This is a genomic window from Vibrio sp. RM-41-2B, assembly GCF_024744415.1.
GTDB classification, from domain to species: domain Bacteria; phylum Pseudomonadota; class Gammaproteobacteria; order Enterobacterales; family Vibrionaceae; genus Vibrio; species Vibrio diabolicus.
In genome coordinates this window covers 19,535-46,390 of record NZ_JAMQWD010000014.1, presented here as the reverse complement: position 1 = coordinate 46,390, position 26,856 = coordinate 19,535, and the positions used below count along the sequence as shown (strand labels likewise).

26 protein-coding genes are annotated in these 26,856 nt (G+C 43.2%); 20 read left to right on the top strand and 6 right to left on the bottom strand.

Going from position 1 to position 26,856, the window contains the following annotated elements:
• Positions 1-61: 61 nt before the first annotated feature.
• On the bottom strand, positions 62-928 hold the full coding sequence (locus NB463_RS09625) for an endonuclease/exonuclease/phosphatase family protein (RefSeq protein WP_074189625.1): 867 nt from the start codon (positions 926-928) through the stop codon (positions 62-64).
• 309 nt (positions 929-1,237) lie between these two features.
• On the opposite strand from NB463_RS09625, the gene nrdD reads away from it, so the two are divergent.
• Positions 1,238-3,358 (top strand): anaerobic ribonucleoside-triphosphate reductase, encoded by a 2,121-nt coding sequence (gene nrdD / locus NB463_RS09620; protein WP_203342482.1) that lies wholly within the window; start codon positions 1,238-1,240, stop codon positions 3,356-3,358.
• 84 nt (positions 3,359-3,442) lie between these two features.
• Positions 3,443-3,913, top strand: coding sequence for an anaerobic ribonucleoside-triphosphate reductase-activating protein (gene nrdG / locus NB463_RS09615; RefSeq protein ID WP_005394529.1), 471 nt, complete (start codon positions 3,443-3,445; stop codon positions 3,911-3,913).
• Positions 3,914-3,997: 84 nt separating this feature from the next.
• On the opposite strand, the gene NB463_RS09610 is transcribed toward nrdG, so the two are convergent.
• On the bottom strand, positions 3,998-5,383 hold the full coding sequence (locus NB463_RS09610; RefSeq protein WP_258430511.1) for an MATE family efflux transporter: 1,386 nt from the start codon (positions 5,381-5,383) through the stop codon (positions 3,998-4,000).
• A gap of 120 nt (positions 5,384-5,503) precedes the next feature.
• On the opposite strand from NB463_RS09610, the gene NB463_RS09605 reads away from it, so the two are divergent.
• The 3 genes from NB463_RS09605 (at position 5,504) to NB463_RS09595 (ending at position 8,399) form a co-directional block, all read left to right on the top strand.
• The gene (locus NB463_RS09605; RefSeq protein ID WP_029802109.1) at positions 5,504-6,361 is read left to right on the top strand and encodes an AraC family transcriptional regulator; all 858 of its coding nucleotides are present in this window, start codon (positions 5,504-5,506) and stop codon (positions 6,359-6,361) included.
• Between the two features lie 155 nt (positions 6,362-6,516).
• Positions 6,517-7,704 (top strand): amino acid aminotransferase, encoded by a 1,188-nt coding sequence (locus tag NB463_RS09600; RefSeq protein WP_258430513.1) that lies wholly within the window; start codon positions 6,517-6,519, stop codon positions 7,702-7,704.
• An 11-nt stretch (positions 7,705-7,715) separates the two neighbouring features.
• Complete coding sequence (locus NB463_RS09595; RefSeq protein WP_258430514.1) at positions 7,716-8,399, top strand: ATP-dependent zinc protease family protein; 684 nt, start codon at positions 7,716-7,718, stop codon at positions 8,397-8,399.
• A 113-nt stretch (positions 8,400-8,512) separates the two neighbouring features.
• On the opposite strand, the gene NB463_RS09590 is transcribed toward NB463_RS09595, so the two are convergent.
• Both NB463_RS09590 and NB463_RS09585 read right to left on the bottom strand, forming a co-directional pair.
• A complete protein-coding gene (locus tag NB463_RS09590; RefSeq protein WP_005394515.1) occupies positions 8,513-9,049 on the bottom strand; it encodes a hypothetical protein in 537 nt (178 codons plus the stop codon).
• Between the two features lie 153 nt (positions 9,050-9,202).
• Positions 9,203-9,577, bottom strand: coding sequence for a YgiW/YdeI family stress tolerance OB fold protein (locus NB463_RS09585; RefSeq protein WP_085343791.1), 375 nt, complete (start codon positions 9,575-9,577; stop codon positions 9,203-9,205).
• A 155-nt stretch (positions 9,578-9,732) separates the two neighbouring features.
• On the opposite strand from NB463_RS09585, the gene NB463_RS09580 reads away from it, so the two are divergent.
• The 4 genes from NB463_RS09580 (at position 9,733) to modC (ending at position 13,829) form a co-directional block, all read left to right on the top strand.
• Positions 9,733-11,184: a cobyric acid synthase gene (locus NB463_RS09580; RefSeq protein WP_258430515.1), complete on the top strand. Its 1,452-nt coding sequence runs from the start codon at positions 9,733-9,735 to the stop codon at positions 11,182-11,184.
• A 69-nt stretch (positions 11,185-11,253) separates the two neighbouring features.
• Positions 11,254-12,009 carry a molybdate ABC transporter substrate-binding protein gene (gene modA, locus NB463_RS09575; protein WP_012842263.1) on the top strand — a complete coding sequence of 252 codons (756 nt, stop codon included), beginning with the start codon at positions 11,254-11,256 and terminating at the stop codon, positions 12,007-12,009.
• Positions 12,010-12,036: 27 nt separating this feature from the next.
• Positions 12,037-12,723 (top strand): molybdate ABC transporter permease subunit, encoded by a 687-nt coding sequence (modB, locus tag NB463_RS09570; protein WP_046875453.1) that lies wholly within the window; start codon positions 12,037-12,039, stop codon positions 12,721-12,723.
• Positions 12,723-13,829, top strand: coding sequence for a molybdenum ABC transporter ATP-binding protein ModC (gene modC, locus NB463_RS09565; RefSeq protein ID WP_053808399.1), 1,107 nt, complete (start codon positions 12,723-12,725; stop codon positions 13,827-13,829). The genes modB and modC overlap by 1 nt, the downstream gene beginning before the upstream one ends.
• A gap of 71 nt (positions 13,830-13,900) precedes the next feature.
• Here modC and NB463_RS09560 read toward each other — a convergent pair whose 3' ends face one another.
• Complete coding sequence (locus NB463_RS09560; RefSeq protein ID WP_005394495.1) at positions 13,901-14,338, bottom strand: DUF3069 domain-containing protein; 438 nt, start codon at positions 14,336-14,338, stop codon at positions 13,901-13,903.
• A 273-nt stretch (positions 14,339-14,611) separates the two neighbouring features.
• Here NB463_RS09560 and NB463_RS09555 point away from each other — a divergent pair, with 273 nt between their 5' ends.
• A complete protein-coding gene (locus NB463_RS09555) occupies positions 14,612-15,571 on the top strand; it encodes a GGDEF domain-containing response regulator (protein ID WP_074190148.1) in 960 nt (319 codons plus the stop codon).
• On the top strand, positions 15,568-16,560 hold the full coding sequence (locus tag NB463_RS09550) for a Solitary outer membrane autotransporter beta-barrel domain (RefSeq protein WP_065646022.1): 993 nt from the start codon (positions 15,568-15,570) through the stop codon (positions 16,558-16,560). Before NB463_RS09555 ends, NB463_RS09550 begins: the two co-directional genes overlap by 4 nt.
• Before the next feature lie 24 nt (positions 16,561-16,584).
• Here the strand turns inward: NB463_RS09550 and NB463_RS09545 are convergent, their stop codons facing one another.
• Complete coding sequence (locus NB463_RS09545) at positions 16,585-17,823, bottom strand: GGDEF domain-containing protein (RefSeq protein ID WP_258430518.1); 1,239 nt, start codon at positions 17,821-17,823, stop codon at positions 16,585-16,587.
• A 254-nt stretch (positions 17,824-18,077) separates the two neighbouring features.
• Between NB463_RS09545 and NB463_RS09540 the strand changes: the two genes are divergently transcribed.
• From NB463_RS09540 to NB463_RS09500, 9 genes are all read left to right on the top strand, one after another.
• Positions 18,078-18,446, top strand: a complete 369-nt coding sequence (locus tag NB463_RS09540) for a late competence development ComFB family protein (protein WP_053808402.1) — start codon at positions 18,078-18,080, stop codon at positions 18,444-18,446.
• 41 nt (positions 18,447-18,487) lie between these two features.
• A complete protein-coding gene (locus NB463_RS09535) occupies positions 18,488-18,769 on the top strand; it encodes an HlyU family transcriptional regulator (protein WP_005394488.1) in 282 nt (93 codons plus the stop codon).
• A 435-nt stretch (positions 18,770-19,204) separates the two neighbouring features.
• Entirely contained in the window at positions 19,205-20,761 is a 1,557-nt protein-coding gene (locus NB463_RS09530; protein ID WP_258430519.1) for a Re/Si-specific NAD(P)(+) transhydrogenase subunit alpha, read from the top strand.
• 8 nt (positions 20,762-20,769) lie between these two features.
• Positions 20,770-22,146 (top strand): Re/Si-specific NAD(P)(+) transhydrogenase subunit beta, encoded by a 1,377-nt coding sequence (gene pntB / locus NB463_RS09525; RefSeq protein WP_005394484.1) that lies wholly within the window; start codon positions 20,770-20,772, stop codon positions 22,144-22,146.
• Positions 22,147-22,301: 155 nt separating this feature from the next.
• Positions 22,302-23,756 carry a sensor histidine kinase VxrA gene (vxrA, locus tag NB463_RS09520; RefSeq protein WP_005394482.1) on the top strand — a complete coding sequence of 485 codons (1,455 nt, stop codon included), beginning with the start codon at positions 22,302-22,304 and terminating at the stop codon, positions 23,754-23,756.
• The gene (vxrB, locus tag NB463_RS09515) at positions 23,731-24,393 is read left to right on the top strand and encodes a response regulator transcription factor VxrB (protein ID WP_005394480.1); all 663 of its coding nucleotides are present in this window, start codon (positions 23,731-23,733) and stop codon (positions 24,391-24,393) included. Before vxrA ends, vxrB begins: the two co-directional genes overlap by 26 nt.
• A 6-nt stretch (positions 24,394-24,399) precedes the next feature.
• Positions 24,400-25,281: a DUF2861 family protein gene (locus NB463_RS09510; RefSeq protein ID WP_005394478.1), complete on the top strand. Its 882-nt coding sequence runs from the start codon at positions 24,400-24,402 to the stop codon at positions 25,279-25,281.
• A gap of 60 nt (positions 25,282-25,341) precedes the next feature.
• Positions 25,342-26,463, top strand: coding sequence for a conjugal transfer protein TraF (locus NB463_RS09505; RefSeq protein WP_170891716.1), 1,122 nt, complete (start codon positions 25,342-25,344; stop codon positions 26,461-26,463).
• Between the two features lie 42 nt (positions 26,464-26,505).
• Positions 26,506-26,667: a YoaH family protein gene (locus NB463_RS09500; protein ID WP_005394474.1), complete on the top strand. Its 162-nt coding sequence runs from the start codon at positions 26,506-26,508 to the stop codon at positions 26,665-26,667.
• The last annotated feature ends 189 nt before the right edge of the window (positions 26,668-26,856 follow it).

Below are 26,856 nucleotides of genomic sequence, written 5' to 3'. Positions count from 1 at the left end.
CGTCTATCTAACAAACAAGAAGATAAAATAGCCCAGCATGATGCTGGGCTATTTTGTTCGTTCAGTTAAGCGTTACCGTTGCGTTTACAGGGCAATGGTCACTCAGTTTGTAATCTAAAACATCTTGTGAGCTAAACAGCGTTTGATGCGCGTTTTTCGCTTTTATTTGCGGGCTAACAATAATGTGATCAATCAAAGAGCGGAATTGGTGTGTTTTTCTTGGGTTCTTATTTGAGCGAACCTTGCAATCCGCTTTGGTATCTCGCGTTACCAATTGTGCATCGTTACCAAGCGTCATGATCGCCCACAGCCAATCACGTTGATACGACAAGTTGTGATTGAAATCGCCCATTACGGCGTACTGCTGCTTTTTCTTTTCTCTCTCGCTCATCCATTTCGCAAGTGCTTCTCCTTGTTGGCTCAGTGTTTGGCAATTGCGGTTGTTTTTGTATGCTCCGCTGCATCCTGCTTTTAGATGCACAGAGAGCAGGTGAAGCTCGTCCTTTTGGTTTGGGTTAACGACGATGTAGCTGGCAAAGCGCAACTTGCTATTACCACGCGTGATTGAGAAGTCTGCTGGGTCAGACACTTCAATGTCTTTACGCACAGCAAAACCGGTGTACTGGTTGGTATCAGAAAACTGAAGGTGCTTATTGTTTGATTGAGCTCGATCAGAGAGGTAAATCGCGTAGCCATCGCCTACGGCTTTTTGAACGGCGGCTTTGGAGTCGACCTCTTGAAAGGCGATGATGTCGGCTTGAGTTTTATCCACATATTGATTGAGTTTGACGAAATCGTCACTGGTTCTCGAAACCTTACCTCCATTTATAGAAAGCCATTCTATATTCCAACTGGTTAAGTTGATGGAGTTTTGAGCAAGTGACGTTGAACTAAAAATTAATAAGGCAGTAACAAATAGTGATCGCATATTGGCTTGTTTCACTCCTGGTTTTTAGCGTATTCCTTTCCAACCTTTATCCTATAAGCGCTCTAAAAAAAGCAAGTAGATTTCGTACCAATTTTGCAATTTTCATGGTTTTCTTCGCAACTGAGATCAGTACCAATAAGATCGATTTGTTCTTGTCCGCTAGCCGATCTTTATTGATCAAAATCAATGTTTTCAAGTGGTGCTTTTCGTTAAATACGCCACAATATATTGTGTTAGCAGAATAAAAAATAACCCCATATAGTGTGTTTGTGGATAACTCTGTGAGTATGCTGGGGTAAGGAGAAGAAAGTGAAACCAATCGTAATCAAGCGTGACGGCTCAAGAGCTCCGTTCAACAGGGATCGTATCCAAGCAGCAGTTGAAGCGGCAGCGGAAAACAAAGATAAAGATGTCGCCATTTATGCTCTTAATGTCGCTCTTGCTGTCGAGTTACAGCTAAAAGATCACGATGAAGTTCACATCCATGAGATTCAAGACTTAGTCGAGAATGAGCTCATGCAAGGCCCTTACAAAGCCCTAGCACGTTCTTACATTGAATACCGCCATGACCGCGACATCGCTCGTGAAAAGCAAAGTGCACTAACTCGTGAAATCGAGGGTTTGATTGAAGAAAGTAACCTTGATTTGATCAACGAAAACGCGAACAAAGACGGCAAAGTTATCCCAACTCAGCGTGACTTGTTGGCTGGTATCGTGGCGAAGCACTACGCGAAAACGCACATCCTGCCTCGTGATGTGGTTCAAGCACACGAAGTGGGTGACATTCACTACCACGATCTGGATTACGCCCCATTCTTCCCGATGTTTAACTGTATGCTTATCGATTTGAAAGGCATGCTAACGCACGGCTTCAAAATGGGTAATGCAGAAATCGATACGCCTAAATCGATTTCAACTGCGACCGCAGTAACAGCGCAAATTATTGCTCAAGTGGCTAGCCATATTTATGGCGGTACAACCATTAACCGTATCGACGAAGTGTTAGAACCTTACGTCATCACGAGCTATGAAAAGCATTTAGAAATCGCGAAAGAGTGGAACATTGCTGAGCCAGAAGAGTTCGCTAAAGCTCGCACTGAGAAAGAGTGTTACGACGCATTCCAATCGCTAGAGTACGAAGTAAACACACTACACACGGCAAATGGGCAAACGCCATTCGTTACGTTTGGTTTTGGGCTTGGTACAAGCTGGGCGTCTCGTCTTATTCAGCAATCGATTTTGAAAAACCGTATTGCAGGTCTAGGTAAGAACCGTAAAACAGCGGTATTCCCTAAACTTGTATTCGGCATCAAAGATGGCTTAAACCACAAATCAGAAGATCCAAACTACGACATTAAGAAGCTTGCACTTGAGTGTGCTTCAAAACGTATGTACCCAGACATTCTTAACTACGACAAAGTCGTGGAAGTCACGGGGTCATTCAAAACACCTATGGGTTGTCGTAGCTTCCTAGGCACCTACGAAGAGGATGGCGAACTTATCCATGAAGGTCGTAACAACCTTGGTGTAGTTAGCTTGAACTTGCCACGTATTGCGCTTCGCGCAAAAGGCAGCGAAGCGAAGTTCTATGAACTGCTTGATGATCGTCTACGTCTTGCTCGTAAAGCACTAGAAACGCGTATTTCTCGTCTAGAGAACGTAAAAGCGCGCGTTGCCCCAATTCTATATATGGAAGGTGCATGTGGTGTGCGCTTGAAAGCGGACGATTCGATTGCAGAAATCTTCAAAAACGGCCGTGCATCAATTTCTCTAGGTTACATTGGCGTGCATGAAACTATCAACGCGTTGTTTGGTACTGAAGCGCACGTTTACGATGATGCCGTATTGCGTGAAAAAGCGGTCGCGATCATCAAACATCTAAAAGATGCGGTGAATCAATGGGCTGACGAAACTGGCTATGGCTTTAGCTTGTACGCAACGCCAAGTGAAAACCTATGTAGTCGTTTCTGCCGCATCGACACCAAAGAGTTTGGTTTGATTGAAGGCGTAACAGACAAAGGTTACTACACCAACAGCTTCCACTTGGATGTTGAGAAGAAGGTTAACCCTTACGACAAGATCGACTTCGAGATGCCTTACCCAGAAATCTCAAGCGGTGGCTTCATCTGTTACGGTGAGTTCCCGAACATGCAACGTAACGTAGAAGCGCTAGAAAACGTGTGGGACTACAGTTACACCCGCGTTCCTTACTACGGAACCAACACTCCGATTGATGAGTGTTACGAATGTGGTTACACCGGTGAGTTTGAATGTACAAGCAAAGGCTTTACTTGCCCAAGTTGTGGCAATCACGATTCAACCAAAGTATCGGTGACACGTCGCGTATGTGGCTACTTGGGTAGCCCAGATGCACGTCCGTTTAACTTCGGCAAACAAGAAGAAGTGAAACGTCGAGTGAAACACCTATAAGGTTAATTACCACTCGATTCAACACTTTGAAAATCAACCTGCTTTAGGTTGATTTTCTTTTTCGCGATAACAAAGAGACGCATTATGAACTACCACCAATATTATCCAATTGACGTTGTTAACGGACCGGGTACGCGCTGCACATTGTTTGTGTCGGGCTGTGTACATCAGTGTCGTGGCTGTTATAACCAGTCGACGCAACGCTTGGATTCGGGAGTGTTGTTCACGCAAGAAGCGGAAGACAAGATCATCAATGACTTGAATGACACGCGCATTAAACGTCGCGGTTTATCGTTGTCGGGCGGAGATCCGCTTCATCCTGCTAATGTGCCTCATATTTTAAAGATCGTGAAAAGGGTGAGAGAAGAGTGTCCCGGTAAAGACATCTGGGTTTGGACAGGCTACACGCTGGCTGAACTGGATGACGCGCAAAGAGAAGTGGTGCAATACATCGATGTTTTGATTGATGGTAAGTTTGAACAAGACAAGAAAGATCTCAATCTCGAATGGCGTGGCAGTTCAAACCAAATCATTCATCGCTTTACGGATATTTAATCAGGCATTCTCCAAACATAAAAAGGGCTCACACGTGCATAACGGGTGAGCCCTTTTGGTGTGAGTTCGTTAGTGTATTTCCAGTTACGCTGTCACCGTTTGGTCATCCTCGACCATATTATTTATCCAACGTTTAGATTGGATACGATAAGTCGTCAGTACGCCTTTCACAAATTCTTCAGCTAGCAGAGACATCAAGACAAAATGCAAAGGCAACCCGAGTACCATACCAGTGTAATAGGTAAGGGGAATACCAATAGCCCACTGACCAAACGTATCAATGAAAATACTGTAGCGAATATCTGAGCCGCTCTTTAGTACGCCGCCAATCCCTACCATGTTAAACACTCTCAAAATCATACCCAGCGCCATGACTAAGCATACGTTGAGTGCCATTTCTGCATCGGTTAATGGGCTCAGTACCAATAGATGATGAATCAGAGGCGAGCTCAACCACACAAGGAAAAACAGTAAGGTGGCTAAGATTGCGCTGGTTAACACATACCACCACGCCGTTTTCTCGACCCGATCATAATGTTTTGCGCCAATATCATTCCCAAGAAGAACGGATGCAGCGACCGCAAATCCCATAAAGGTTGAAATCAGTACGCCTTCAATTGGGGATAAGAATGAGATGATCGCAAGTTCTGAAACGCCCAATTGACCATAGATGATGCTGTAAACGATCAGCCCACCAGTCCAGACCGCATCGTGGACCAACATGGGTAGAGAAACCTTAAAGTATTTTTGACGATACTGCTTTAAACGGCCTTGCGCCCAATCGAACTTGGTCGGAATAAGGTATGCGTAGCGTTTACAGAAAAAGTAAATCAACACTGCCGTTTGGAAAAGTCGAGAAACAAAGCTGCCAACGGCTGCACCAAATACGCCCCATTGAGGGAAGCCGAATAAACCGAAAATCAAAACATAATTAAGCACGACGTTCACGACAATCGCGGAGATACTAACGTTGGTTGCCATTTTGGTTTGGCCTACGGAGCGCAATACCGCTTCTATCGGCACCACTATCGCGGTTGCAATGAGGCTAAAGCCCGTAATCACAAGATAATCACGCGCATAAGTGACGTATTCAGGATCGTCTGACATGAAAGAGACGATCTCTTTATCAAAAATCGCATAAAGAACAATAAACGGCAGCGTCACTAAAATGGAAATAAACCAAGATTGCGCCAGTGTTCTGCGGATTCCTGCCAGGTTCCCTGAGCCGTAATATTGAGAAGCCAGCACCGTTACTGCACCGCAAAGACCGAAAATGACTGCAAGGTTAAAGAAAAAGATGCGGTTTCCGACACCGACTGCAGCCGTTGCGGATTCGCCGAGTTGGCTCACCATGAAAATATCCACGACGCCGAGTAACGCAAAAAGCATGGATTGAAGTGAAACAGGAAGGCCAATCGCAATCAGCTTTTGCCAAAATGCTTTATCGATGTATTCGCGTGTTAAGAGCATCGCATTTCTCCTTAAAGATTAATGCGAGTAGTTTATCCCTATGATTTGGCGGTGTATTTTTCAAAGGCATCCAAAACCTTTGTAAAACTCTCCACTAGTGTATATGTGAGCCAATAAATCATGGAAGATAAACAAGAACGCTACGCGATTTCAGAAAAAACCTATCAAGAGTTTATTGATCACAGTCGAGTACTGGCATTGGAGGAGAGAGGCATTGTGCAGTGCGGAATTGCAACCTGTCGTGACTTCTTCTCTGTTTATCGTAAAAACCAAAAAAAACACATGCTGCTTTACACCGTGCGCGGTAAAGGTTGGTTAGAAAGTGGGGCGTGTCGATATGATTTGGAGCCTGGCTCGTTGATCACGGTGCCAGCAGGTGTTGAAAACGGTTTTGGTATGGAAGAGGAACTCTGGCAGATCGCATGGCTTTTTCTTGCTCCTGATAGAGCATGGCCAATGATAGAGAGTAATATTAGTTACCAGCTCACATCTGCACCTGAGGTGATGTATGCGTGTATCCAAACGTTGTTACGCAGTATTAATCTTCCTATTGACTATGGTGGTGCGGTTGGTGCACATAGCGTGGCTCAGTTAGAGCTGATGTTAAACATGCCGCCCTCAGAGTCGATATCACGCAGCCAATTGAGGCTTCGGCGCGTATTCGATCTTGTCCAGCGTCAGCTCCATAAGGATTGGAGTGTCGAGCAAGTGGCAGCTTTATATCCATGTTCGGAGCCACATTTGCACCGTCTGACTCAAAAGCAGTTTGGTCGAAGCCCGATGGCACATTTAACACGTATGCGCATGGAATACGCTGCTAGATTACTTCGTTCAACAGAATGGCCGATTCAACATATTGGAGAGATAGTCGGATATCCAACTAGTGCCAACTTTAGTACACGTTTTAAAGCGTGGTCGAGCATGACGCCAAGAGAATTTAGGAAAAATGGAAGAGTGGATTGGTATATTGAGGAGTGAATCGTTCTTTTTATAACCGATAGAGCGCACAAAACTTATCGTAACCCAGAATTTTGTTCTCTAATTGATGAAATAAGTGAAAAATCATTTCGCCATTTTTTGCGATGGTGTTAACGTGAGGTTCGGTACTTGAATTTCAAAGGGTTATGACTTTCATGTTTTCTAATCTCCCAACTCCCGTATTAGATCCTATTTTATCTCTATCCGTTGCATACCGTAACGATGACCGTCCAAACAAGGTTGACCTTGGTATTGGCGTCTATAAGAACAGCGCAGGCGAAACGCCGATCATGAAAGCCATTCAAATGGCGCAGGATGTCGTTGTTGAAACTCAAAAAACCAAATCTTACGTTGGTCTTGCGGGTTGCGAAGAATTTAATAAAAGCATGATCGATTTGCTACTGACGGGAACGTCAGCAATGGATCGTGTTGCTGCCATTCAAACGCCAGGTGCAAGTGGTGCGCTGCGTATGTTAGGTGACCTAATGAAGGTCGCACAGCCAGATACGACGGTTTGGATTTCAAACCCTAGCTACGTAAACCATAAACCAGTGATGGAAGCGGCAGGTCTTAAAGTTAAGTTCTACCATTACTTTTCTCCAGAAACGAAACAAGTAGACACAGCAAAAATGATGGATGATCTTGCGAAAGCAGGGCCTTCCGATGTTGTATTGCTGCATGGTTGCTGTCACAATCCAACAGGCGCAGATATCGATTTTTCTGCTTGGCAAGCCATTACGGAATTGTCACAGAAGAACGGTTTCACCCCATTTGTTGATATTGCCTACCAAGGCTTTGGTGATGGCTTAGAGGAAGACGCAAAAGGGCTTCGCTTCATGGCAGATAACGTTGAAGAGATGTTAATAACGACGTCATGTTCGAAGAACTTTGGCCTATATCGCGAGCGCACAGGTGCGGCGATTGTCGTTGGTAAGAACATGCAAGACGTGGCCAACGCAAAAGGCAAGCTACTTACGTTAGCGCGTTCTACTTACACGATGCCACCCGATCATGGAGCGGCTTTGGTTAAGACCATTCTTCAAGATGACAACCTGACTTCCGTTTGGAAGCAAGAGTTGAGTGAAATGCAACATCGTTTGGTTAGTCTTCGTCAAAGTTTGTGTAACGAGTTGAGAAACAACCATAATACAGATCAATTTGATTTCATTGAGGGTCACAAAGGCATGTTTACTGTGCTAGGCTTTAGTGGAAACCAAATGGCGCAACTGCGTGAAGATTATGGCATTTATGGTGTTGGCGATGGTCGAATTAACATTGCCGGACTTACCGAAACTCATATTCCATACGTAGCGGACGCAATTAAGAAAGTATCTCAAGCTTAATTGGAGTGTGGATGAAAAACTGGAAACTGATTCTGCCGCTTATGATGAGCGGCAGTTTAATTGCTTGTACGTCAACTCAAACGAAGCAGGAACCTGTTGAGCCAGAGTCGCCAAAGGTCGAAGAGCCCGTTAAAGTCGAGCCAGAAGTGAAACCTGAGGTAGATCCAAAGCCTGAGGTGGAGCCCAAACCAGAAGCGAAACCTGAGAAAAAGCCGGAACCAAAGCCTAAGAAGCCAGTCAAGGTAACAAAAACACCAGACGGCATGTTGATTCTTGGTTCTGAAGAGTGGGTTTACGTTCCTGAAATTGATCAAACCTTCAAAGCTAGGGTCGATACAGGGGCGACAACATCATCAATTAGCGCGACAGACATTGTTCCGTTTGAGCGTGATGGTAAAGATTGGGTTCAGTTTAAGATCGACTTGGGCGATAAAGAAACTAAAGAGTTTAAAGTACCTGTAGAGCGCTGGGCTAAAATCAAGCAGTCATCGTCAGAAGAAGTGGATAAACGAGCGGTAGTAAAAGCGTATATTACTGTCGGTGACCACAAAGAAAAGACAGAGTTTACGTTAGCTGAACGTGGGCATATGAAGTTTCCAATTTTACTTGGTCGAAGCTTTTTTAGAGATATCGCCGTTGTGGATGTATCGAAAAAGTATGTCCAAGATAAACCTAAAAAATCCGGCAAAAATTAATGCCTTATTACTAGTTCCGGCTAACAATCGGTACTTAACAAAAATGGCCTCCGAAACCGGAGGCCATTTTTATTGAATCACACACTTGTTAATGCAGTTGCTTAGTTACTTAATTAAAATGCAAAACGAGCAGACATCACAATTTGTTGGCCATAGACACCATTATTTTTGAAATCCGCGCCAAGTGATAGTTGCTGAGTAGAGTGGAATCTTGCGCCAAAATTATAAACGGTATTGGAATCGTCGTTATCCATTATTTGACCGATACGGGCATGTAGCTCAACATTTTGCATGAACCAAATACGAGTACCAATATTCACCTCAGTGCGCCACTCGTCACCCACTTTATCACTGCCGTTTTCTTTAATGTTGTGTACCAACATTTGGCCATAAATATCCGCAAATTGGCCTGCTGGGCCGTTAAAGCCAATACCACCAGCAATGTCCCAGTCTCCGCTAAACTCACTGTCTGCGCGAGCAATGAAGTGGGTGTTTTCTGTAAAGTAGGTATTGAACTCGCCACCAAATGTACCAGGGCTAGTGCCCATGCGAAATTCCATCGTGTTGTAGTTGAAATTATTTGCATGTGCGGAAAGTGGCAAAACAGCGCACAAACCAAAGGCTGCAACCTTTAGAGCTTTACCTAGCATGGTGTCTCCGGGCAAGATGATTAAAATGAACAAAAAAATGGTCTGCAAAAAGCAGACCAAGATTGATAAAGCTATCATTTTAAGTGCTTGCCGTCACCATTTAGCTGTAATGCTCACCACATCATGCTGATATCCAAAGCAATCGGGGTTGTTTTACATGATCACCAGTTGCTCGACTTCAATTTCTGGCTTATTTCCGCCTTCAAATTCACCAAACAGACGGACTTTAGTCGTGTGATCAATCGGAGTGTTTAGCTGAATATCGTCATCGAATTCCACCATCACTTCACCGGAGCCGTCGCTAAAGACAAACTTATCCGCGCGAACTTGACGTAATAAGTTACCTTCAACGACTACATCTTTTTCAGTAAACATATTGGAGTCGTTTAGCAAGGCGTCCAATTTTTCCACAGTGACAGGACCATTAAATTGCAAGTTTGATTGGTTTTGAGCGTGATCTTTCGCGAATGCGATAGAAGGAGCAATAACTAAGGCGGCGATTGTTGCGATAATTGTATTCTTTTTCATGTTACATCCTCATCGGTTTGTTTTGATGGGTTCATTAAAACAGAGCTTGTTTGAACCAATGATGATTTCAACATTCATATTCTATTCATTTGCTTGAGTAAGTGGGGACGATGACGTTATGATTGCTCATCTTCCTCTATTCCTTACAAATGTTCATGAAATCAGCGATCCCATCTTTAATGGTTCAAGGCACCACTTCGGATGCCGGAAAAAGTGTCCTTGTGGCAGGTTTATGCCGTGTATTAGCGAGAAGAGGGATAAACGTTGCCCCATTTAAGCCACAAAATATGGCACTAAATAGTGCAGTAACCAGAGATGGCGGTGAAATAGGTCGAGCTCAGGCAGTTCAGGCACAGGCGTGTAATATTGAGCCAACCGTGCATATGAATCCGGTTTTGATTAAACCCAATAGTGATACAGGTGCTCAGATCATTTTGCAGGGCAAGGCAATTTCCAATATGGATGCGGCTGGTTTTCATGATTACAAGAAAGTTGCGATGGACACGGTGTTAGATTCCTTCTCTCGTCTTACTCAAGAATTTGATTCGATCATGATCGAGGGTGCAGGGAGTCCTGCTGAAATCAATTTACGTGAAGGCGATATCGCGAACATGGGTTTTGCGGAGGCCGCTGATGTTCCGGTGATCATTGTTGCTGATATTGATCGTGGTGGTGTATTTGCGCATTTGTACGGAACACTCGCGTTACTTTCTGAATCTGAACAAGCGCGAGTAAAAGGATTTGTTATCAACCGTTTTCGAGGTGATATTCGTTTATTGCAATCGGGCCTCGACTGGCTAGAAGAAAAAACAGGCAAACCTGTACTCGGCGTGCTTCCTTTTCTTCATGGTTTGAATTTAGAAGCAGAAGACGCGATCACCGCGCAGCAAGAGTTGCACTCTGAGGTAAAACTGAATGTCGTTGTGCCTGTTTTAACCCGGATTAGTAATCATACTGATTTTGATGTGTTGCGATTGAATCCCGACATCAATCTACGTTATGTCGGCAAAGGCGAGAAAATAGATAAAGCCGACCTTGTTATTTTGCCTGGGACCAAATCCGTTAGAGACGACTTAGAGTATCTAAGAAGCCAAGGGTGGGATAAAGATATCTTACGTCATATTCGTCTTGGTGGAAAAGTGATTGGTATCTGCGGTGGCTACCAGATGCTTGGAAGCTTGATTGATGATCCAAATGGCGTCGAAGGCCAGCCGGGTCAAAGCGAAGGGCTTGGCTTACTAGACATCACCACGACGCTAACTAACAGCAAACAGCTTACAAATACACAAGCACAGCTTTCTCTTAATGGCAAAACAGCCAATGTAAAGGGGTATGAAATCCACGTAGGACAAAGTGAAGTGCAGGGCATTCAACCTCTTACATTAAGTACCGGTGAAGCAGAGGGGGCTATCAGCAAGTGTGGCCAAATCATGGGAACCTACCTTCACGGGTTCTTTGATGAGGCAGATGTCTTAAGCCTGGTGTCAGAGTGGGTAAACGGCACTCAAATCAAACAACAAGACTTTGAAGAGTTAAAGGAGCAAGGAATTAATCGTATTGCAGATGCGATAGAACAACATATGAACCTTAATTTTTTGTTTAAATAGCACATTAACTGATTGAACTTTCTACCCAAATAACCAGTTCTTTTGCTTGCCTTGTATTGGAGTTTCTCTATGAAAGCATGGAAAACGCATGCTTGCCTCGCGGCAATATTAAGCATTTCATTTTCAGCTAACGCAGCTACGAACCTCAAAGTGTATGCGGCGTCTTCGATGACGAATGCGATCGACGAAATCGCACAAAACTTTGAAGAAAAGTATGACGTTTCTATCACTCCCGTTTATGGTGGTTCTTCTTCTATCGCTCGACAAATTATCAACGGCGCACCAGCGGATATATTCATTTCTGCGAATACTAAATGGATGGATTATTTGGTCGATAAAGACGTTATTTCTCGTGACAATGTCACAAGCTTGGTGCGCAATAGCTTAGTGTTGATTGCGCCTCAGTCTTCAGAATTAACCTCATTTAACTTCTCTGATGCAACAGCATGGGAAAAGGCATTGCATGGAAATCGCCTTGCGTTAGGCAATCCGACGTCAGTGCCTGCTGGTATGTACGCGAAAGAATCACTGACTACACTGGGTGTATGGAAAGAGATCCAAACTCAAATCGCACCAGCAAAGAATGTGCGCCTAGCTTTGGCGTTGGTTGAACGTGGGGAAGCACCTTTAGGCGTGGTCTACAAAACCGATGCGCAGTTAACCGACAAAGTCAAAATTGTTGGTGAATTCGCGAGTGATACGCATGCGGCTATTGTTTATCCGGCTGCGGTTGTGAATGATTCTATTGAGTCCGAGCAGTTCTTCCAGTACCTAAAATCGGACGAAGCCGCACGCGTTTTTGCTCAATATGGCTTTCTGCAATAAACCGGCTTTCAATCATAGGAACGAAGCGTGACAGAACTGGAATACCAAGCCTTAATGTTAAGCCTCAAAGTGGGCGCGTACGCAGTACTTTGGCTCATTCCTCTCGGTGTTTTTCTTGCTTGGCTACTTTCTCGAAAAACGTTCTTCGGTAAATCGATTCTAGATAGCTTAATTCATTTACCACTGGTATTGCCGCCAGTGGTTATCGGCTATTTGTTGTTGGTTTCTCTAGGGCGGCAAGGATTTCTTGGCAAGTGGCTTTATGAACATGTAGGGCTAGTCTTTAGCTTTAATTGGAAAGGAGCAGTAGTCGCTTGTATTGTGGTGGCCTTGCCTTTGATGGTTCGGTCTGTGCGGTTAAGTTTAGAGAACGTCGACCCAAAACTGGAACATGCAGCTTCAACGTTAGGCGCTTCTCCTTTAAAAGTTTTTCTCACCATTACGTTACCACTGACCATTCCCGGAATTATTACTGGGACGATGCTGTCCTTTGCTCGTAGTCTTGGTGAATTCGGGGCGACTATCAGTTTCGTCTCTAACATTCCGGGAGAGACCCAAACGATTCCACTGGCAATGTACAACTTTATTGAAACGCCAGGTGCGGAAATGCAGGCGGCTCGCCTATGTATCATTTCTATCGCGCTAGCTTTGTCTACATTAATGATCTCTGAATGGCTAAATCGCAAAGCGGCAAGTCGATTGGGTGCAAAGTAATGACGATTAAAGTTCAATTTAAACAAATGCTTGGTGATACTGATTTCGATATTAAACTTGAGTTACCTTGTAACGGAATTAGCGCTTTGTTTGGGCGATCTGGTGCGGGAAAAACCACGTTAATTAATATCATCAGCGGATTAGTTGCACCAAAGCAGGGACATGTTGCGATTGGTGATCACGTTTTGTTTGATAGTGAACAGGGGGTCAACTTACCAACACACAAGCGCGGCATTGGTTACGTGTTTCAGGATTCGCGTTTATTTCCTCACTATTCGGTTCAAGGCAATTTGTTGTATGGCGTTAAAGAAAAAGATGACGAGTACTTTGATGCAGTCACCGAACTCTTGTCTATCAAACCGTTACTAAAGCGCTTCCCGATCTCACTGTCTGGTGGTGAAAAGCAACGTGTTGCGATTGCGCGCGCATTACTATCAAAACCCAACTTGCTTTTGATGGATGAACCACTTGCGTCGCTTGATATGCCGAGAAAACGTGAGGTGATGCCATTTCTGGAGGAATTGTCGGATAAGGTTAATATTCCGATTATCTATGTCACGCATAGCCTGCAGGAGATCTTAAGACTCGCGCAACACCTCGCTATTATCGATCAAGGTAAAATTACGAGTTCAGGTAAGCTTGAAGAGGTGTGGGCTTCTCATGCTATGCGTCCATGGCAGTCTTTCTCGGATCAAAGCAGCTTATTTGAAGGCCGAATTGCTGAACATCATGAGCGTTATGCGCTGACTTGTGTCAGCCTTGCACCTAATGCATCACTATGGGTGCAAAAGATTGATGGTGAACCAGAGACGCCAATTCGCTTACAAGTGCGTGCCAACGACGTTTCTATTACGCTAGAGCAACCTAAGGCGACTTCTATTCGAAATATCCTGCCTGCGACTGTCGATTCAATCGAGGTGTTTAACGCGGCTGATGATAAACAGAGTATTAATGTATCGCTAAAGCTAGATGAGGGATGTTATTTGTGGGCAACGATAACACCTTGGGCGCTTGATGATCTCGACTTAAAGGCAGGTGATAGTGTATTCGCACAAATTAAAGGTGTCAGTGTCACGCAAAAAGACGTGGCATTAGCGCCGCATTAATCATTTAAAGCTACGCACGCTTAATGATCAAAAAAGGCCGCAAACGCGGCCTTTATTTTGTCGGAAAAACGTTATTTTGCGAACACTTCTTTGAATTCGCGTTTAAGAAGTGGGTCGCGACGTGCTTTCTTAAGTTGCTTAACCATGTCTTTCACGCAGTTGTGAAGCACATTATCAAGTAATTGAGCGCGGTATTCTTCTTTATCTTCATCTGTCATGTTTTCTGGCAGATTAAGAGTAGGGAATTCTTCCATCACGTTGATACCAGCAAATGCTTGGCCAACAGAAACTAGAGCATGAAATTGCTCGAAGTTATCTAGAATGTTCTGAGCACTTGCAGGCATTTCGTCCCAAGACTCACGCACTGCTTCTTCAGACACTTCATGGATAGAGGTAACCATTTCGAACATTTGCTCTGGAACTTCGTCAAACTCAATAACTTTACGTAGTTCAGGAGAAATGGTTGCTAGATCGATTTTTTTGCTTTCGCTGTTAGTTGCTTCTGACATGGTGTGTCTCTCATTACAAAAAGGCGGGAATATTAATACCAAATGCATCAAATAGCTATACCCATGTGTCCGCAAGATGACCAGAACACGTGAGTTTGTTGAACTAACGTTCGTTGGTCATGTTTTGGTAGGGCAATTTTCAGTGTAATCGTTATAGACAATTGATTCCGTGATATTTAAACAAAAATATAGCACTTAATTATGAGTCGAATGCAACAACTCTTTGAGTATGGTATATGTTTAATAAAGACAAAATAAGAAATGGAACGCGTTATGCAACCGACAGGGACATCAATGCGAATCCTCCTGGTTGACGATGTTCAGCTAGATAGGATGCAGTTGGCTATTCGTCTTAAGCAACTTGGACATATTGTAAAAGCGGTGGGTAGTGGGCTAGAAGCACTAAACACCTACGAGAGTTTTGATCCTGAACTGGTATTACTCGATATATCGATGCCAGATATGAACGGTTTTGAAGTCTCTCTTCATATCAGAGAAACCTTTCCCGACTGGATCCCAATAATTTTCCTGAGCAGTCACGAAGAGCCAGAAATGATTGCAAAAGCCATAGAGGCCGGCGGTGATGATTATTTAATTAAACCCGTAGATAAACTCGTACTGAACTCTAAGCTTATCGCAATGCAGCGTATTGCCCATATGAGACGAGAGCTTAAACAAGCGACAGCTCAATTGGAGAAAGTGAACCAACTTTTGACCCAGCAAGCGAATGAAGATGGCTTAACCAAACTCTATAACCGTCGTTATATCGATCATAAGTTAGAATCGATGGTTGCATGGCATGGCCGTCACAACATGCCAATGGCTTTGATTTTATTGGACGTCGATTTTTTCAAACCGTTTAATGATAATTACGGTCATATAGAAGGAGATCGTTGCTTGCAAGCCATTGCGAACCAACTTAAAGCAACATTTTGTCGCTCTGGCGAATACGTAGGGCGTTATGGCGGAGAAGAGTTTGTGGTGTTACTGGGTTGCACAGACGCCCAAACCGCAGAGAGAGAAGCAGAACGTATACAAGAGGCCATGTATTTTCTGGATTACCCACATGAGTATTCTAGTGTGTCTAGTAGGGTGACAGTGTCACAAGGTGTTTTTGTTTTTCAACCGACGGGAAAAGAGCAGCAGTCTGATTTGTATGCGACGGTGGATAGAGCGTTGTATACCTCAAAATCTTTAGGAAGAAATACACATACGGTGGTAAATGCAAGTTGAAACAAGCTGTTATCAATAGTTACGCCTTAGCTACACTGTCACTTTTTTCATTATGTTCTAAGGCTAATTCGATTCAAGATCAGATACAAAAAGAGTATGAAAGGAACTTTGCTATTGGGATCGTTCTGTCAGATAGCGATGTCTTTACGGTAGGATTTCATGATTTCGATCCGAACGAATACTTCAACATAGATAACGAAGACATTGGTACTCAAGATTCGGTTGATCTCAGAAAGAAGATCGCAGTATCAACGCTACCATTTAGTTTTGATTTGTTTGAACAAGAGGGAATAAAAACTCATTATCTATTAAATGGCCGAGTTTATGCCTTAAGTACAGAGCAAGATGTGTATGTAGACCAACAAGGACAGATTCCAGATAAAAGTAAAGAGTTAGTCATGGGCGGATATATTGAGTTTGCTGGAGAAAAATACCTCACAGACAAACTAACGCTTAGCGGCGCAATCGGCTCACACTTAATGTACTATCAAAACGATTATAGTTATCGTAGTAATGCACTGAATGACCTAAAACCATTTCTAGAAGGTGTATACCTAAACACCAGTGCTTGGGCCGTTGTCGGAGAAGTCAACACAAAGCTTAAATACCTAGAGCATGAATCGTGGGGGAAATGGTACCTCTGGTCGGCTCCTCACTATTTTTATGGCACTGGCTGGGGTAAAGCAAATAATGGTGATATTGGCAATCCGGAAGGCTGGTATTGGGTCAATGGAATAAAGGTGTTTTATGATTTTACCCACATTGGAGATACTGTGCAGTCAGTGTATTCGAGCTTCAATCGAGTTGATATTGGTGGTGATACAAGAAAACCCATGAATACTGTGCACTACTACGAAGCCAGTGTTGGATGGTTAATGACACCACCATTTGACTCCGATTGGATAGATAATATCGGGATCGGATTAACGATCAATTATGGCAGTGCGTTAAAAGGAGGAAGCTTAGTCTTGTTCTTTAATCAAGATTAGTCAGCTAACTTTCGCTCTGGGGTATTAATGAAGCCTCACGCAATTGCGTCCAGCTTTTTTCGCTTTGTAAAGCGCTTCGTCCGCTAACTTAATCACGTCCTGAGGTGCTTGCCCGTTTTTGCTGTCGGCCGCTCCGAAACTTGCGGTAACAAAGACCGACTTTCTCCTCGAACTGTCGTTACCACGCTTTTTTTTACCTTGTTTATGGTTATCTGGGCGGGATTCTTCATCACGTAAAATCATCTCATACTCTGCAATGGATTTACGTGCTTCTTCTAAAAACTCTTTACACTCATCTGCGTACTTGCCTTTAAAGACGATGGTAAATTCTTCTCCGCCAAATCGATATACTTTTGCGCCACCGGGAGTTTTAGTTAGACGCGAAGCGACCATTTTTAATACGTCATCACCCGTATCGTGACCGTAGGTATCGTTAAACTTTTTAAAGTGGTCAACATCAAGCATTGCGATCGTGAACTTTTTGCCCATGTGTTTTAAGTCAAGGTCGAGTGCGCGCCTACTCGGGATCCGCGTTAAGCTATCTGTGAAAGCCAATTGATGGCTGGCAGAGGCAGCATAAATAATGATAAGCAATCCCGTTAGGGTAAACATGGTGCTAGATATGTATTGCACATCAAAGAAAATGAACGTCGCGGACGCCAGCACCATTGCAGAGTAGGTCATAGCATGGATGATTTCATTCTTCTTTAAAACAAGAATTCCGAGGAAGCAGACAATACCCACACAATATAAAACTAGAATAAAAGGCAGTTTAGAAACCGTAGGTACGATAAATAAAATGCCGCTTGTCCATTGTTCAAACCCACCTTCAACGTAATACGCTAACGTAAGGTAAGACCAAAGAACGAACATCGTTAACATCAAGAGGTAAGTAAACATGGCTCTTGAGTCGAAACCGTCTTTACTAAACAAAAATACCGCAAGAAAAGAAACAGGAAGTAGCGTGGCTAAAATGGTCAGCTCAAGTAAGGCTGTACCACTTTGAAGTGGAACTTGTAGCCTGTGCTGTATCACGAAATAGGCCAGTAACGTCGCTAAGCACACCATTGACTCCCGACCTTGCTTAAATGAATAGCAAAGGAGCAGTGCACAGCCTAACAGTATGTACGGCAAATTTGCGGCAATACCCCAGTTTGACTGAGTCATCTGAATGATGTTGTTCATGCTCGAACTCACTAATCCCAGCAACATAAATGGGAAAAGGAATCGAAAGCCTGATGAAGTCATTGATGATGAGGACATCTATTACAAATTGCCTGAAAATAGTTGATTATATAATTGGTTAGGTTAAGCGTTTCATCAATATAGATATTAATCTGCTATCGATTTTCATGCTTCGAGAACTAGCAAGAATACGTCTATTTGCTCATTTTCCCAAGTATTTTGGGAGACATTACGACAAAAAGAGAGAGATTGATTAAATTAAGAACAATCAATAAGTTGTTATAAACAAGTCGTTGCTATACTTGTTTTCATAGAACAAGGGAGATTTGCCAATGCAGATAAGTTCAGATGTGCATAACTACATGGAAACACTTGTTGGACAAGTGCTCAGTTTGCCTCAGTTTGTAGAGCAGTATGACAACGAGCAGCTCGCAGATATTGCGTGCCTTGCACTTATTCAGCTTAAACCTGTCTATATTCGTCATGATATTGATTTTTTATCTTCGCTTCCGGAACAAAAGCTCACCCAATTTAAGCAAAGTGCGGATATCGCGGTGAAGAACGCGACAGAAATGGTGAAAGAAGACCGGCGTAAAAACCGAGATCATGATGTACCTGTAATTTTTACCCATACCAGTTATGATGAAGACAAAGAATTGGACTGGTATGAAAAACCAATCCTCAATGTCAATATTAAGTGATACAAGCTTAATCTATCGATGAGCTTACCCAAGGAGGAACCGTGGGATTTTTTTCGCGTTTGTTTGGTGGTAGTGAAAAAACTGCTGAAGTAAAAACTGTGGAACCAGTTGAGTACAAAGGTTTCCTTATTTACCAAGAGAGCCTTTCAGAGGGTGGGCAATACCGCATTGCCGGTCGAATAGAAAAGCAATACGACGATGAAGTGAAAACTCATCGATTTATTCGTTCAGATTTGCTCGGCTCGGAACAAGATGCCAATGAACTTATGTTGAAGAAATCTCAAATGTTTATCGATCAAATGGGCGATAAAATCTTCGACTAACAATTCACCGCAACTTGATTCCAATCATCTTAAAAAGAGCCATTAGTGTATATGCTGATGGCTCTTTCTTTTTTAGAGCTTAAATGTTTGTTAAGTCAGCATTTAATTATGATCTGGTTAGACCTCAGTCTAGTAAGGCATGGCGTTGTTATTTTTCGTGCTCAGAGCGACAATCATTCATTACTTAGCGTTATATGTAATGAAATTTAGTATTTAAATTACAAAACACTTGAAGTAATGAGACGCGTTCGATACAAACAGAATAATAACAGGGCTGTTAGTCAAGGTGTTATTGTGCAAATGGGTGGCCCCAAACACCATCTTTCGTTTGCAATTGTCTTGCGTGGTAAACAGATAGAAATAAAAAAGAGTTAGAGTAGAGCGACGCTCTGTTTTGGGACTAATTTATTGATATGTATACAAGGAGTATGCGTTTTGCAAATCGGTGTACCTAAAGAGATACTTGCGGGTGAATCGCGAGTAGCTGCATCGCCGAAGTCGGTTGAGCAGTTAATAAAGTTGGGATTCGATATCGCGATTGAATCCCAAGCGGGGGTGCTTGCGAGTTTCGATGATGCTGCTTATGAAGCTGCTGGTGCGAAAATCGTTTCTAGTGAAGAAGTTTGGGCATCTGGTCTTATTCTAAAAGTTAATGCGCCAATCGTAGATGAAGAACAAGGCATTGACGAAATCGCACTACTACAAGATGGTGCAACACTTGTTAGCTTTATTTGGCCTGCTCAAAACGCAGAGTTGATGGAACAACTTTCAAGTAAGAACATTAACGTTCTTGCCATGGATTCCGTTCCTCGTATCTCTCGTGCACAAGCCTTAGACGCGCTCTCTTCGATGGCTAACATCGCTGGGTATCGTGCGGTTGTTGAAGCAGCTCATGAGTTTGGTCGTTTCTTTACAGGTCAAATCACGGCTGCCGGTAAAGTACCACCAGCGAAAGTATTGGTCGCTGGTGCGGGTGTGGCTGGTTTGGCTGCGATCGGTGCTGCGGGTAGCCTAGGGGCTATTGTTCGTGCATTTGACGTTCGCCCAGAAGTAAAAGAACAAGTTGAGTCCATGGGAGCAGAGTTCCTGACCGTGGATTTCCAAGAAGACTCTGGTTCTGGTGACGGCTACGCAAAAGAAATGTCCGATGACTTCAACAAAAAAGCGGCAGAGTTATATGCAGAGCAAGCTAAAGATGTTGATATCATCATTACAACGGCACTAATCCCTGGCAAACCTGCTCCGAAGCTGATCACCAAAGAAATGGTCGACAGAATGAAAGCGGGTAGTGTCATTGTTGACTTGGCAGCTGCTAATGGCGGTAACTGTGAATACACAGTGAAAGACCAAGTTATCATGACAGATAATGGCGTAAAAATTGTTGGTTACACTGACATGGTCGGCCGTTTGCCAACGCAATCTTCTCAACTTTACGCGACAAACCTTGTTAACCTTCTAAAACTGCTGTGTAAAGAAAAAGACGGTAACATCAATATTGATTTCGAAGATGTTGTTATCCGTGGTGTCACCGTGGTTAAAGAAGGTGAAATTACATGGCCTGCGCCACCAATCCAGGTTTCAGCGCAGCCGCAAGTGAAACAAGAGCAACCTGCGAAACCAGAGCCGAAAGTAGAAGAACCTACCTCTCCAACTAAGAAAATTATTGGTGTAGCCGCGGCAGTAGGTGCTTTTGCTTGGATTGCATCGGTTGCACCGGCAGCGTTCCTTTCTCACTTTACTGTATTTGTTTTAGCTTGTGTTGTCGGCTACTACGTGGTTTGGAATGTTACCCATGCACTTCATACTCCGCTTATGTCGGTAACGAATGCTATCTCCGGCATTATTGTGGTTGGTGCATTACTGCAAATTGGGCAAGGTAATGGGGTCGTTTCATTCCTATCCTTTATTGCTGTATTGATCGCCAGCATCAATATCTTCGGTGGTTTCACCGTCACCAAGCGTATGCTTGAAATGTTCCGCAAAGATAAATAGGAGTTACAATGTCTGCAGGATTAGTACAAGCAGCTTACATTGTTGCTGCATTATTTTTCATCATGAGTTTGGCGGGGCTTTCAAAGCAAGAGTCCGCTCGTAACGGTAACTACTATGGTATCGCAGGTATGACGATCGCGCTGATCGCGACGATCTTCAGCCCTGATGCTCAAGGCTTTGGGTGGATCATTATTGCGATGGCGATAGGTGGGGCGATCGGTATTTTCTATGCGAAGAAAGTAGAAATGACCGAAATGCCAGAACTGGTTGCGATACTGCACAGCTTTGTAGGTTTAGCTGCGGTTTTAGTTGGCTACAACAGTTACCTTGATGCGCCAGAAGCAGCAACTCATGCTGAACATGTTATCCACCTTGTAGAAGTATTCTTGGGTGTCTTCATTGGTGCCGTAACATTCACGGGTTCAATTGTTGCATTTGGTAAGTTACGTGGTGTGATTTCTTCTTCGCCGCTTAACCTTCCTCACAAGCACAAAATGAACCTTGCAGCGGTTGTGATTTCTACGCTTCTTATGATCTACTTCGTAAAAGCAGATGGCAGCATGTTCGCTCTGATTGTGATGACACTGATTGCGTTCGCGTTCGGTTACCACTTAGTTGCTTCAATTGGTGGTGCTGATATGCCAGTTGTCGTTTCAATGCTGAACTCATATTCAGGTTGGGCAGCAGCAGCAGCAGGTTTCATGCTCGCAAATGATCTATTAATCGTAACAGGTGCGTTGGTTGGTTCTTCAGGTGCGATTCTTTCTTACATCATGTGTAAAGCCATGAACCGTTCGTTTATCAGTGTTATTGCTGGTGGCTTTGGTCAAGAGATTGTAATTTCAGGTGACGAAGAGCAGGGCGAACATCGCGAAACAACGGCAGAAGAAGTCGCTGAAATGCTGAAGAACTCAAAATCAGTAATCATCACTCCAGGATACGGTATGGCTGTAGCGCAAGCGCAGTATCCAGTGCATGAAATTACTGACGTACTTCGTTCAAAAGGTATTGAGGTTCGCTTTGGTATTCACCCAGTAGCAGGTCGTCTTCCGGGACATATGAACGTGTTACTTGCTGAAGCGAAAGTACCGTATGATATCGTTCTTGAAATGGATGAAATCAATGATGACTTTGCTGAAACAGATACAGTACTGGTTATCGGCGCTAACGATACGGTAAACCCGGCAGCTCTGGAAGATCCGAACAGCCCGATTGCTGGTATGCCTGTACTGGAGGTTTGGAACGCGAAAAATGTAGTGGTATTCAAGCGTTCAATGAATACTGGTTACGCAGGTGTACAGAACCCACTGTTCTTCAAAGAAAATACATCAATGCTATTTGGTGATGCGAAGGAAAGTGTTGAGTCTATTTTTAAAGCACTCTAACCATTCTTGATTTAAAACTATACAGGGTCAGCAATCGCTGGCCCTTTTTTGTTCCGTTTCAATGTTATAGTAATGCAAATCCTTCTGTTAGCAGATGTCAATTGCTTGTAGATTGATGTATAGTTTTGGCTAATGTAACAAGTGACGGTAACAGTTTGATTAAAAAGTTTTTGCTCGGTTTTGCAACTGTATTGCCGCTTTTTTCGGCACCTGCATTTTCCGATTCACTACCAGAAAGAATAGATACGTTTACAGAGTTATTTAACTATGAAGTAGCTCTTAAATCGTATGATATTCGTATTCTGCAATCAAATTACCCTACCAAGTTACTTGCGCCAGATTCGCTTCTGCCGCAAACGTCTGACTATCCGTTAAAAGATATACAACAGCTTTACAGCTTAGCGAATACTTGTCGTGGTAAATTGCCACTAAGTCCTTTAATTACTGAGCCGTTAGTATTTACAAGAGCTATCTGTAAAGGGACGCAACTGACACCACGTTGGTTTTCGCGTAGTGGGCTCATTCACCCAGGTGGTGGGACTTATGCTGCACGCTATGTGGATAAGTATCCAGAACTCAAACCCAAGCTTGCTCAATACATGCATATTAAAGAGCGTGACAATGAGGAAGGGGATGAGTTGTTAGAAAGCTTGAAAAACATGGACGACGACGCCATTAATGCTTTGATTGCAGGCGCGAGCATGTTTATCGAAGGTAACGAACTCTGGTTACGACGTGGTGACCGTTACTTTGTTTTCGAGAAAGATATCTGGGAAGAAAACGTCGCTAATGCGGGCCTGTCGTACGCTCTAGCGTCTCAAAGCAAAAGTTGCTTTGTTAAACGAGGCAATATTTGTTGGGATGTAGAAGATCACTCTCAAGTTTTGCGGATCAGTATGATCATACTGGTAATCGCAAATATTCTTCTAGTGATTGGTTGGGCTGTATACCGCTGGAATAGTAAGCGAGAAGAGCTCCGTAGTAGAATGCTTGTATTGCAAATTTTAACGCATGAGCTCAGAACACCGATTGCATCTCTATCTCTGACGGTTGAGGGCTTTCGCCGAGAGTTCGAGCATCTACCTGAAAGCGTATATGACGAGTTTCGCAGATTGTGTGAAGATACACGTCGTTTGCGTCAATTGGCAGAAGCGAGTAAAGATTATTTGCAATCTGATAACCAAATGCTTGCAACAGACTGGGTTCCGTCTGTCGCAGACTGGTTAGAATTTAAGATCGAAGAAGAATTTGATAGTGCCGTGCTTTTCAACATCAATGAAGATGTGGCTGCTAAAGTTAATGTGTACTGGTTAGGAACTTGTATCGATAACTTGCTTCGTAATGCGCTTAAGTACGGTATTGCACCAGTTGAATTGGATGTTTCAACTAGTGAAGAAAAAATAGTATTCCAAGTCCGAGATGCTGGTGGCCTAACGGCTAAAGATTGGGCAAATTTGAAGAAACCGTTCGTCAGTAAGAGCGGGTTAGGACTTGGGTTAACAATCGTTGAATCTATGGTAGGCCGCATGGGCGGAAAAATGTCCCTGATGGGACCACCTACAACCTTTATATTGGAGATACCTTGTGAAACAGACACTGCTTCTCGTTGAGGACGATAAAAACTTGGCTGATGGCCTGTTAGTAAGCCTGGAACAAGCAGGATATGAGTGTTTACATGTGGAACGTATTGCAGACGTAGAACCACAATGGAAAAAAGCTGACTTGGTTATTCTCGATCGCCAACTCCCAGATGGTGACTCTGTACAATGTCTCCCAGAATGGAAACAGATTAAAGACGTACCAGTTATCTTGCTAACGGCACTTGTTACCGTAAAAGATAAAGTTGCAGGCCTTGATTCCGGCGCGAACGACTACTTAACGAAGCCTTTTGCTGAAGCGGAACTCTTTGCGAGAATCCGTGCACAGCTACGAGCACCGGATTCAGCAGAGCAAAGCAGCGCTGATAAAGTGATCACAAAAGACTTAGAAATTGATCGTTCAACTCGTGAAGTTACCTATAAAGATGAGCTAATTACGTTAACTCGTACAGAGTTTGATCTACTGCTATTTTTAGCGTCGAACTTAGGTCGCGTGTTTACTCGTGATGAGCTACTTGACCACGTTTGGGGTTATAATCACTTCCCAACAACACGTACTGTGGATACGCACGTATTGCAGCTTCGTCAAAAACTGCCAGGACTGGAAATTGAAACACTTCGCGGTGTTGGCTACAAGATGAAAGCATAAGTCATAATGAAAACACTACTCCCCGTAGTTCTCTCATTAGCGTTAGTGAAACCAGTCCATGCAATGGACTGGTTTCAAACCAACACGCCTTTAACGCAGGCACATCAACACTTACTTGAAGATGATCTTGCCGGTATGTTCAACTCTCTTGTTGAACTGTGGCAAACGGAACCAAGTAAAGATTTGACTCCTCATCTCAATGACCTTCTTGGTCAGTCACTATCTAAAAACTGTGGCAAGTCTCTCACTGGTGTAACGCTACCTGAATGGATAAGTGGCGTGAACGTTATTCGTCAGACCATCCAAAGCCCTGGGCGTGATACATTTAGGTTAGTGATCAAGCTAAGAGCTACAACTGACATCGAAAATATTTCATTTAATCGATGGGTGGATGATTCTATATCCGCAGACAGTTCATTCAGTTATGAAGAACAGCCGAGCGGTACGGAATTAGCCAATGAGCGTAGTTATTCGAAACGCTATAACCTCACGGGTAAGCTTGAAGCAGGCTTGTATCACTTAACTATTGTTTCTAAAGATAAACAAGAGTATCGAACTTGGGTAATATTAGGAGATTCCAATTCTTCGCAGTATGTTCGTTGGACATCTAAAGAGAATTGGAAAGTAGAAAAGAGCGCACTTCGTAATCCCCATTGTCCATTACCGCAACTTGAAGTTGGTTTATATGACTACATTGATGGTCAATACGAGCAAATGTGGAAAAAGACTTACGAGTCTAACTATCCCAATTCACTAGAGCTTGCGGGCGTCCCAAATGATAGATACGTGCTAGCAGTGAGTATCAACAGTCGTCGTTGGCAGGGCGATATAATTGTTGAGCAAGCTCAAACTATTAGCCGAACCTATGATCTTTCCCAAGAAGAATAGTTAAAGAAATACCATTTGTGCCGATAAAGGTTCAGGAAGAACCAAAATCACAAGTGTAGTATGAAAACCAAATATAAAATTCTAGCCACCTCTGTTGCCACCACACTTTTCGCAAACTTTGCTTCGGCTGCCACTTATGCGATAGAAGCTCGTAGCGATGCGATGGGTGGTGTTGGTACGGTATCAGCAACTTATCTGACTGCTCCTTTTTTCAACCCCGCACTTACTGCAATTTATCGCCGAAACGATGATGCAGGAATGATCGTGCCAAGTTTTGGTGGCAACTACGATGATCAATATGATCTTGTCGATGAAATCGAACGCATCAGCAAATTGACCGATGTCGATGAAATCAAAAAATCGATGAATGCCATAGATGGAAAAAAAACTGACTTTGATCTTGGTGGCGTTGTCGCTATAGGTATTCCTAATAAATTTTTATCTGCAACTGCATACGGTAAGTTATACACTGAATCATTCGTACAACCAAAAGTAGATACGTCAGGTACTAATCCGTTAGACGATAGCTACGTACAAGGTGTTTCTATTGGTGTTGCTGAAGCAGGTGTATCACTTGCTAAATACACCAACTTTATGAATCAACACCTTTCATTTGGTGTTACGCCTAAACTTCAGCGTATTTATACGTACTCTTACGCCACGAGTTTTCAGAATTTCGATACCAAAGACTTACGTGAACATGAGACAGCGGAAACGATGTTTAACTTGGATGCGGGCGCGCTTTGGTTCTTTGGCCCATATCGTGTCGGTATTTCAGCAAAAAACTTGATCGGAAGAGACGTTAAAACAAAATCGTTCATGTATGGCAGTGATACGATAAAATCATACGAATACAGCATGCGTCCCGTATATACGGTCGGGGCAGGGGTTGTTGCCGATTACTTTACTATGAGTGTCGACTACGATCTTAATGAAGAAAAACGTTTTTCATCCTTTGATGATAATACACAAATGATTCGAGCTGGTATTGAATTTGATATCTTGCGTCAAATGGCATTGCGAGCGGGTTATATGAAAAACTTAGCTCGAAGTAGCGACGAAGGTACCATTACTGCAGGTATTGGACTGTCTCCACTTAAGTTGATCGAATTAGATATTGCTGCTCAGTACACGAACGAGAACGCAATGGGGGCATCCATTAATTTCCTTGCGACCTATTAATTGAATCGTTATAGTCTGCTCCTCAAAATGAGGAGCTTTTTTATGTTTGACGATTTACCCCCTCTATCTCACCAAGAGCAACAACAAGCTGTAGAGAAAATTCAAGAATTGATGGCGAAGGGCACAAGTACAGCAGAAGCCATCAAAATTGTTGCCGAACAGATTCGATCCGAGTACGCAGAAAAACAACAGCAACAAAACTAATTAATTCATATCAGGGCTTTGGCCCTGTTTTTTTGGTCCTCATATTTATCCTCAAATATTTTCATACCTTAACGTAGTTACGTCGTAACGTTATTTCTATACCTTTCAATTTATTCAACTTCCTCTATTCTGTACTAAGCAGTTAGTAAAATTTTACTTGTTTAAGTTAACCTTGATGCGTTCTGGCTT

Excerpts from the sequence above, each read along its gene's own strand:
- NB463_RS09625 (WP_074189625.1), bottom strand. The coding sequence starts at position 928 with ATGCGATCACTATTTGTTACTGCCTTATTAATTTTTAGTTCAACGTCA.
- nrdG (WP_005394529.1), top strand. The coding sequence starts at position 3,443 with ATGAACTACCACCAATATTATCCAATTGACGTTGTTAACGGACCGGGT.
- NB463_RS09610 (WP_258430511.1), bottom strand. The coding sequence starts at position 5,383 with ATGCTCTTAACACGCGAATACATCGATAAAGCATTTTGGCAAAAGCTG.
- NB463_RS09605 (WP_029802109.1), top strand. The coding sequence starts at position 5,504 with ATGGAAGATAAACAAGAACGCTACGCGATTTCAGAAAAAACCTATCAA.
- NB463_RS09600 (WP_258430513.1), top strand. The coding sequence starts at position 6,517 with ATGTTTTCTAATCTCCCAACTCCCGTATTAGATCCTATTTTATCTCTA.
- NB463_RS09595 (WP_258430514.1), top strand. The coding sequence starts at position 7,716 with ATGAAAAACTGGAAACTGATTCTGCCGCTTATGATGAGCGGCAGTTTA.
- NB463_RS09590 (WP_005394515.1), bottom strand. The coding sequence starts at position 9,049 with ATGCTAGGTAAAGCTCTAAAGGTTGCAGCCTTTGGTTTGTGCGCTGTT.
- NB463_RS09585 (WP_085343791.1), bottom strand. The coding sequence starts at position 9,577 with ATGAAAAAGAATACAATTATCGCAACAATCGCCGCCTTAGTTATTGCT.
- NB463_RS09580 (WP_258430515.1), top strand. The coding sequence starts at position 9,733 with ATGAAATCAGCGATCCCATCTTTAATGGTTCAAGGCACCACTTCGGAT.
- modA (WP_012842263.1), top strand. The coding sequence starts at position 11,254 with ATGAAAGCATGGAAAACGCATGCTTGCCTCGCGGCAATATTAAGCATT.
- modC (WP_053808399.1), top strand. The coding sequence starts at position 12,723 with ATGACGATTAAAGTTCAATTTAAACAAATGCTTGGTGATACTGATTTC.
- NB463_RS09560 (WP_005394495.1), bottom strand. The coding sequence starts at position 14,338 with ATGTCAGAAGCAACTAACAGCGAAAGCAAAAAAATCGATCTAGCAACC.
- NB463_RS09555 (WP_074190148.1), top strand. The coding sequence starts at position 14,612 with ATGCAACCGACAGGGACATCAATGCGAATCCTCCTGGTTGACGATGTT.
- NB463_RS09545 (WP_258430518.1), bottom strand. The coding sequence starts at position 17,823 with ATGTCCTCATCATCAATGACTTCATCAGGCTTTCGATTCCTTTTCCCA.
- NB463_RS09540 (WP_053808402.1), top strand. The coding sequence starts at position 18,078 with ATGCAGATAAGTTCAGATGTGCATAACTACATGGAAACACTTGTTGGA.
- pntB (WP_005394484.1), top strand. The coding sequence starts at position 20,770 with ATGTCTGCAGGATTAGTACAAGCAGCTTACATTGTTGCTGCATTATTT.
- NB463_RS09510 (WP_005394478.1), top strand. The coding sequence starts at position 24,400 with ATGAAAACACTACTCCCCGTAGTTCTCTCATTAGCGTTAGTGAAACCA.
- NB463_RS09505 (WP_170891716.1), top strand. The coding sequence starts at position 25,342 with ATGAAAACCAAATATAAAATTCTAGCCACCTCTGTTGCCACCACACTT.
- NB463_RS09500 (WP_005394474.1), top strand. The coding sequence starts at position 26,506 with ATGTTTGACGATTTACCCCCTCTATCTCACCAAGAGCAACAACAAGCT.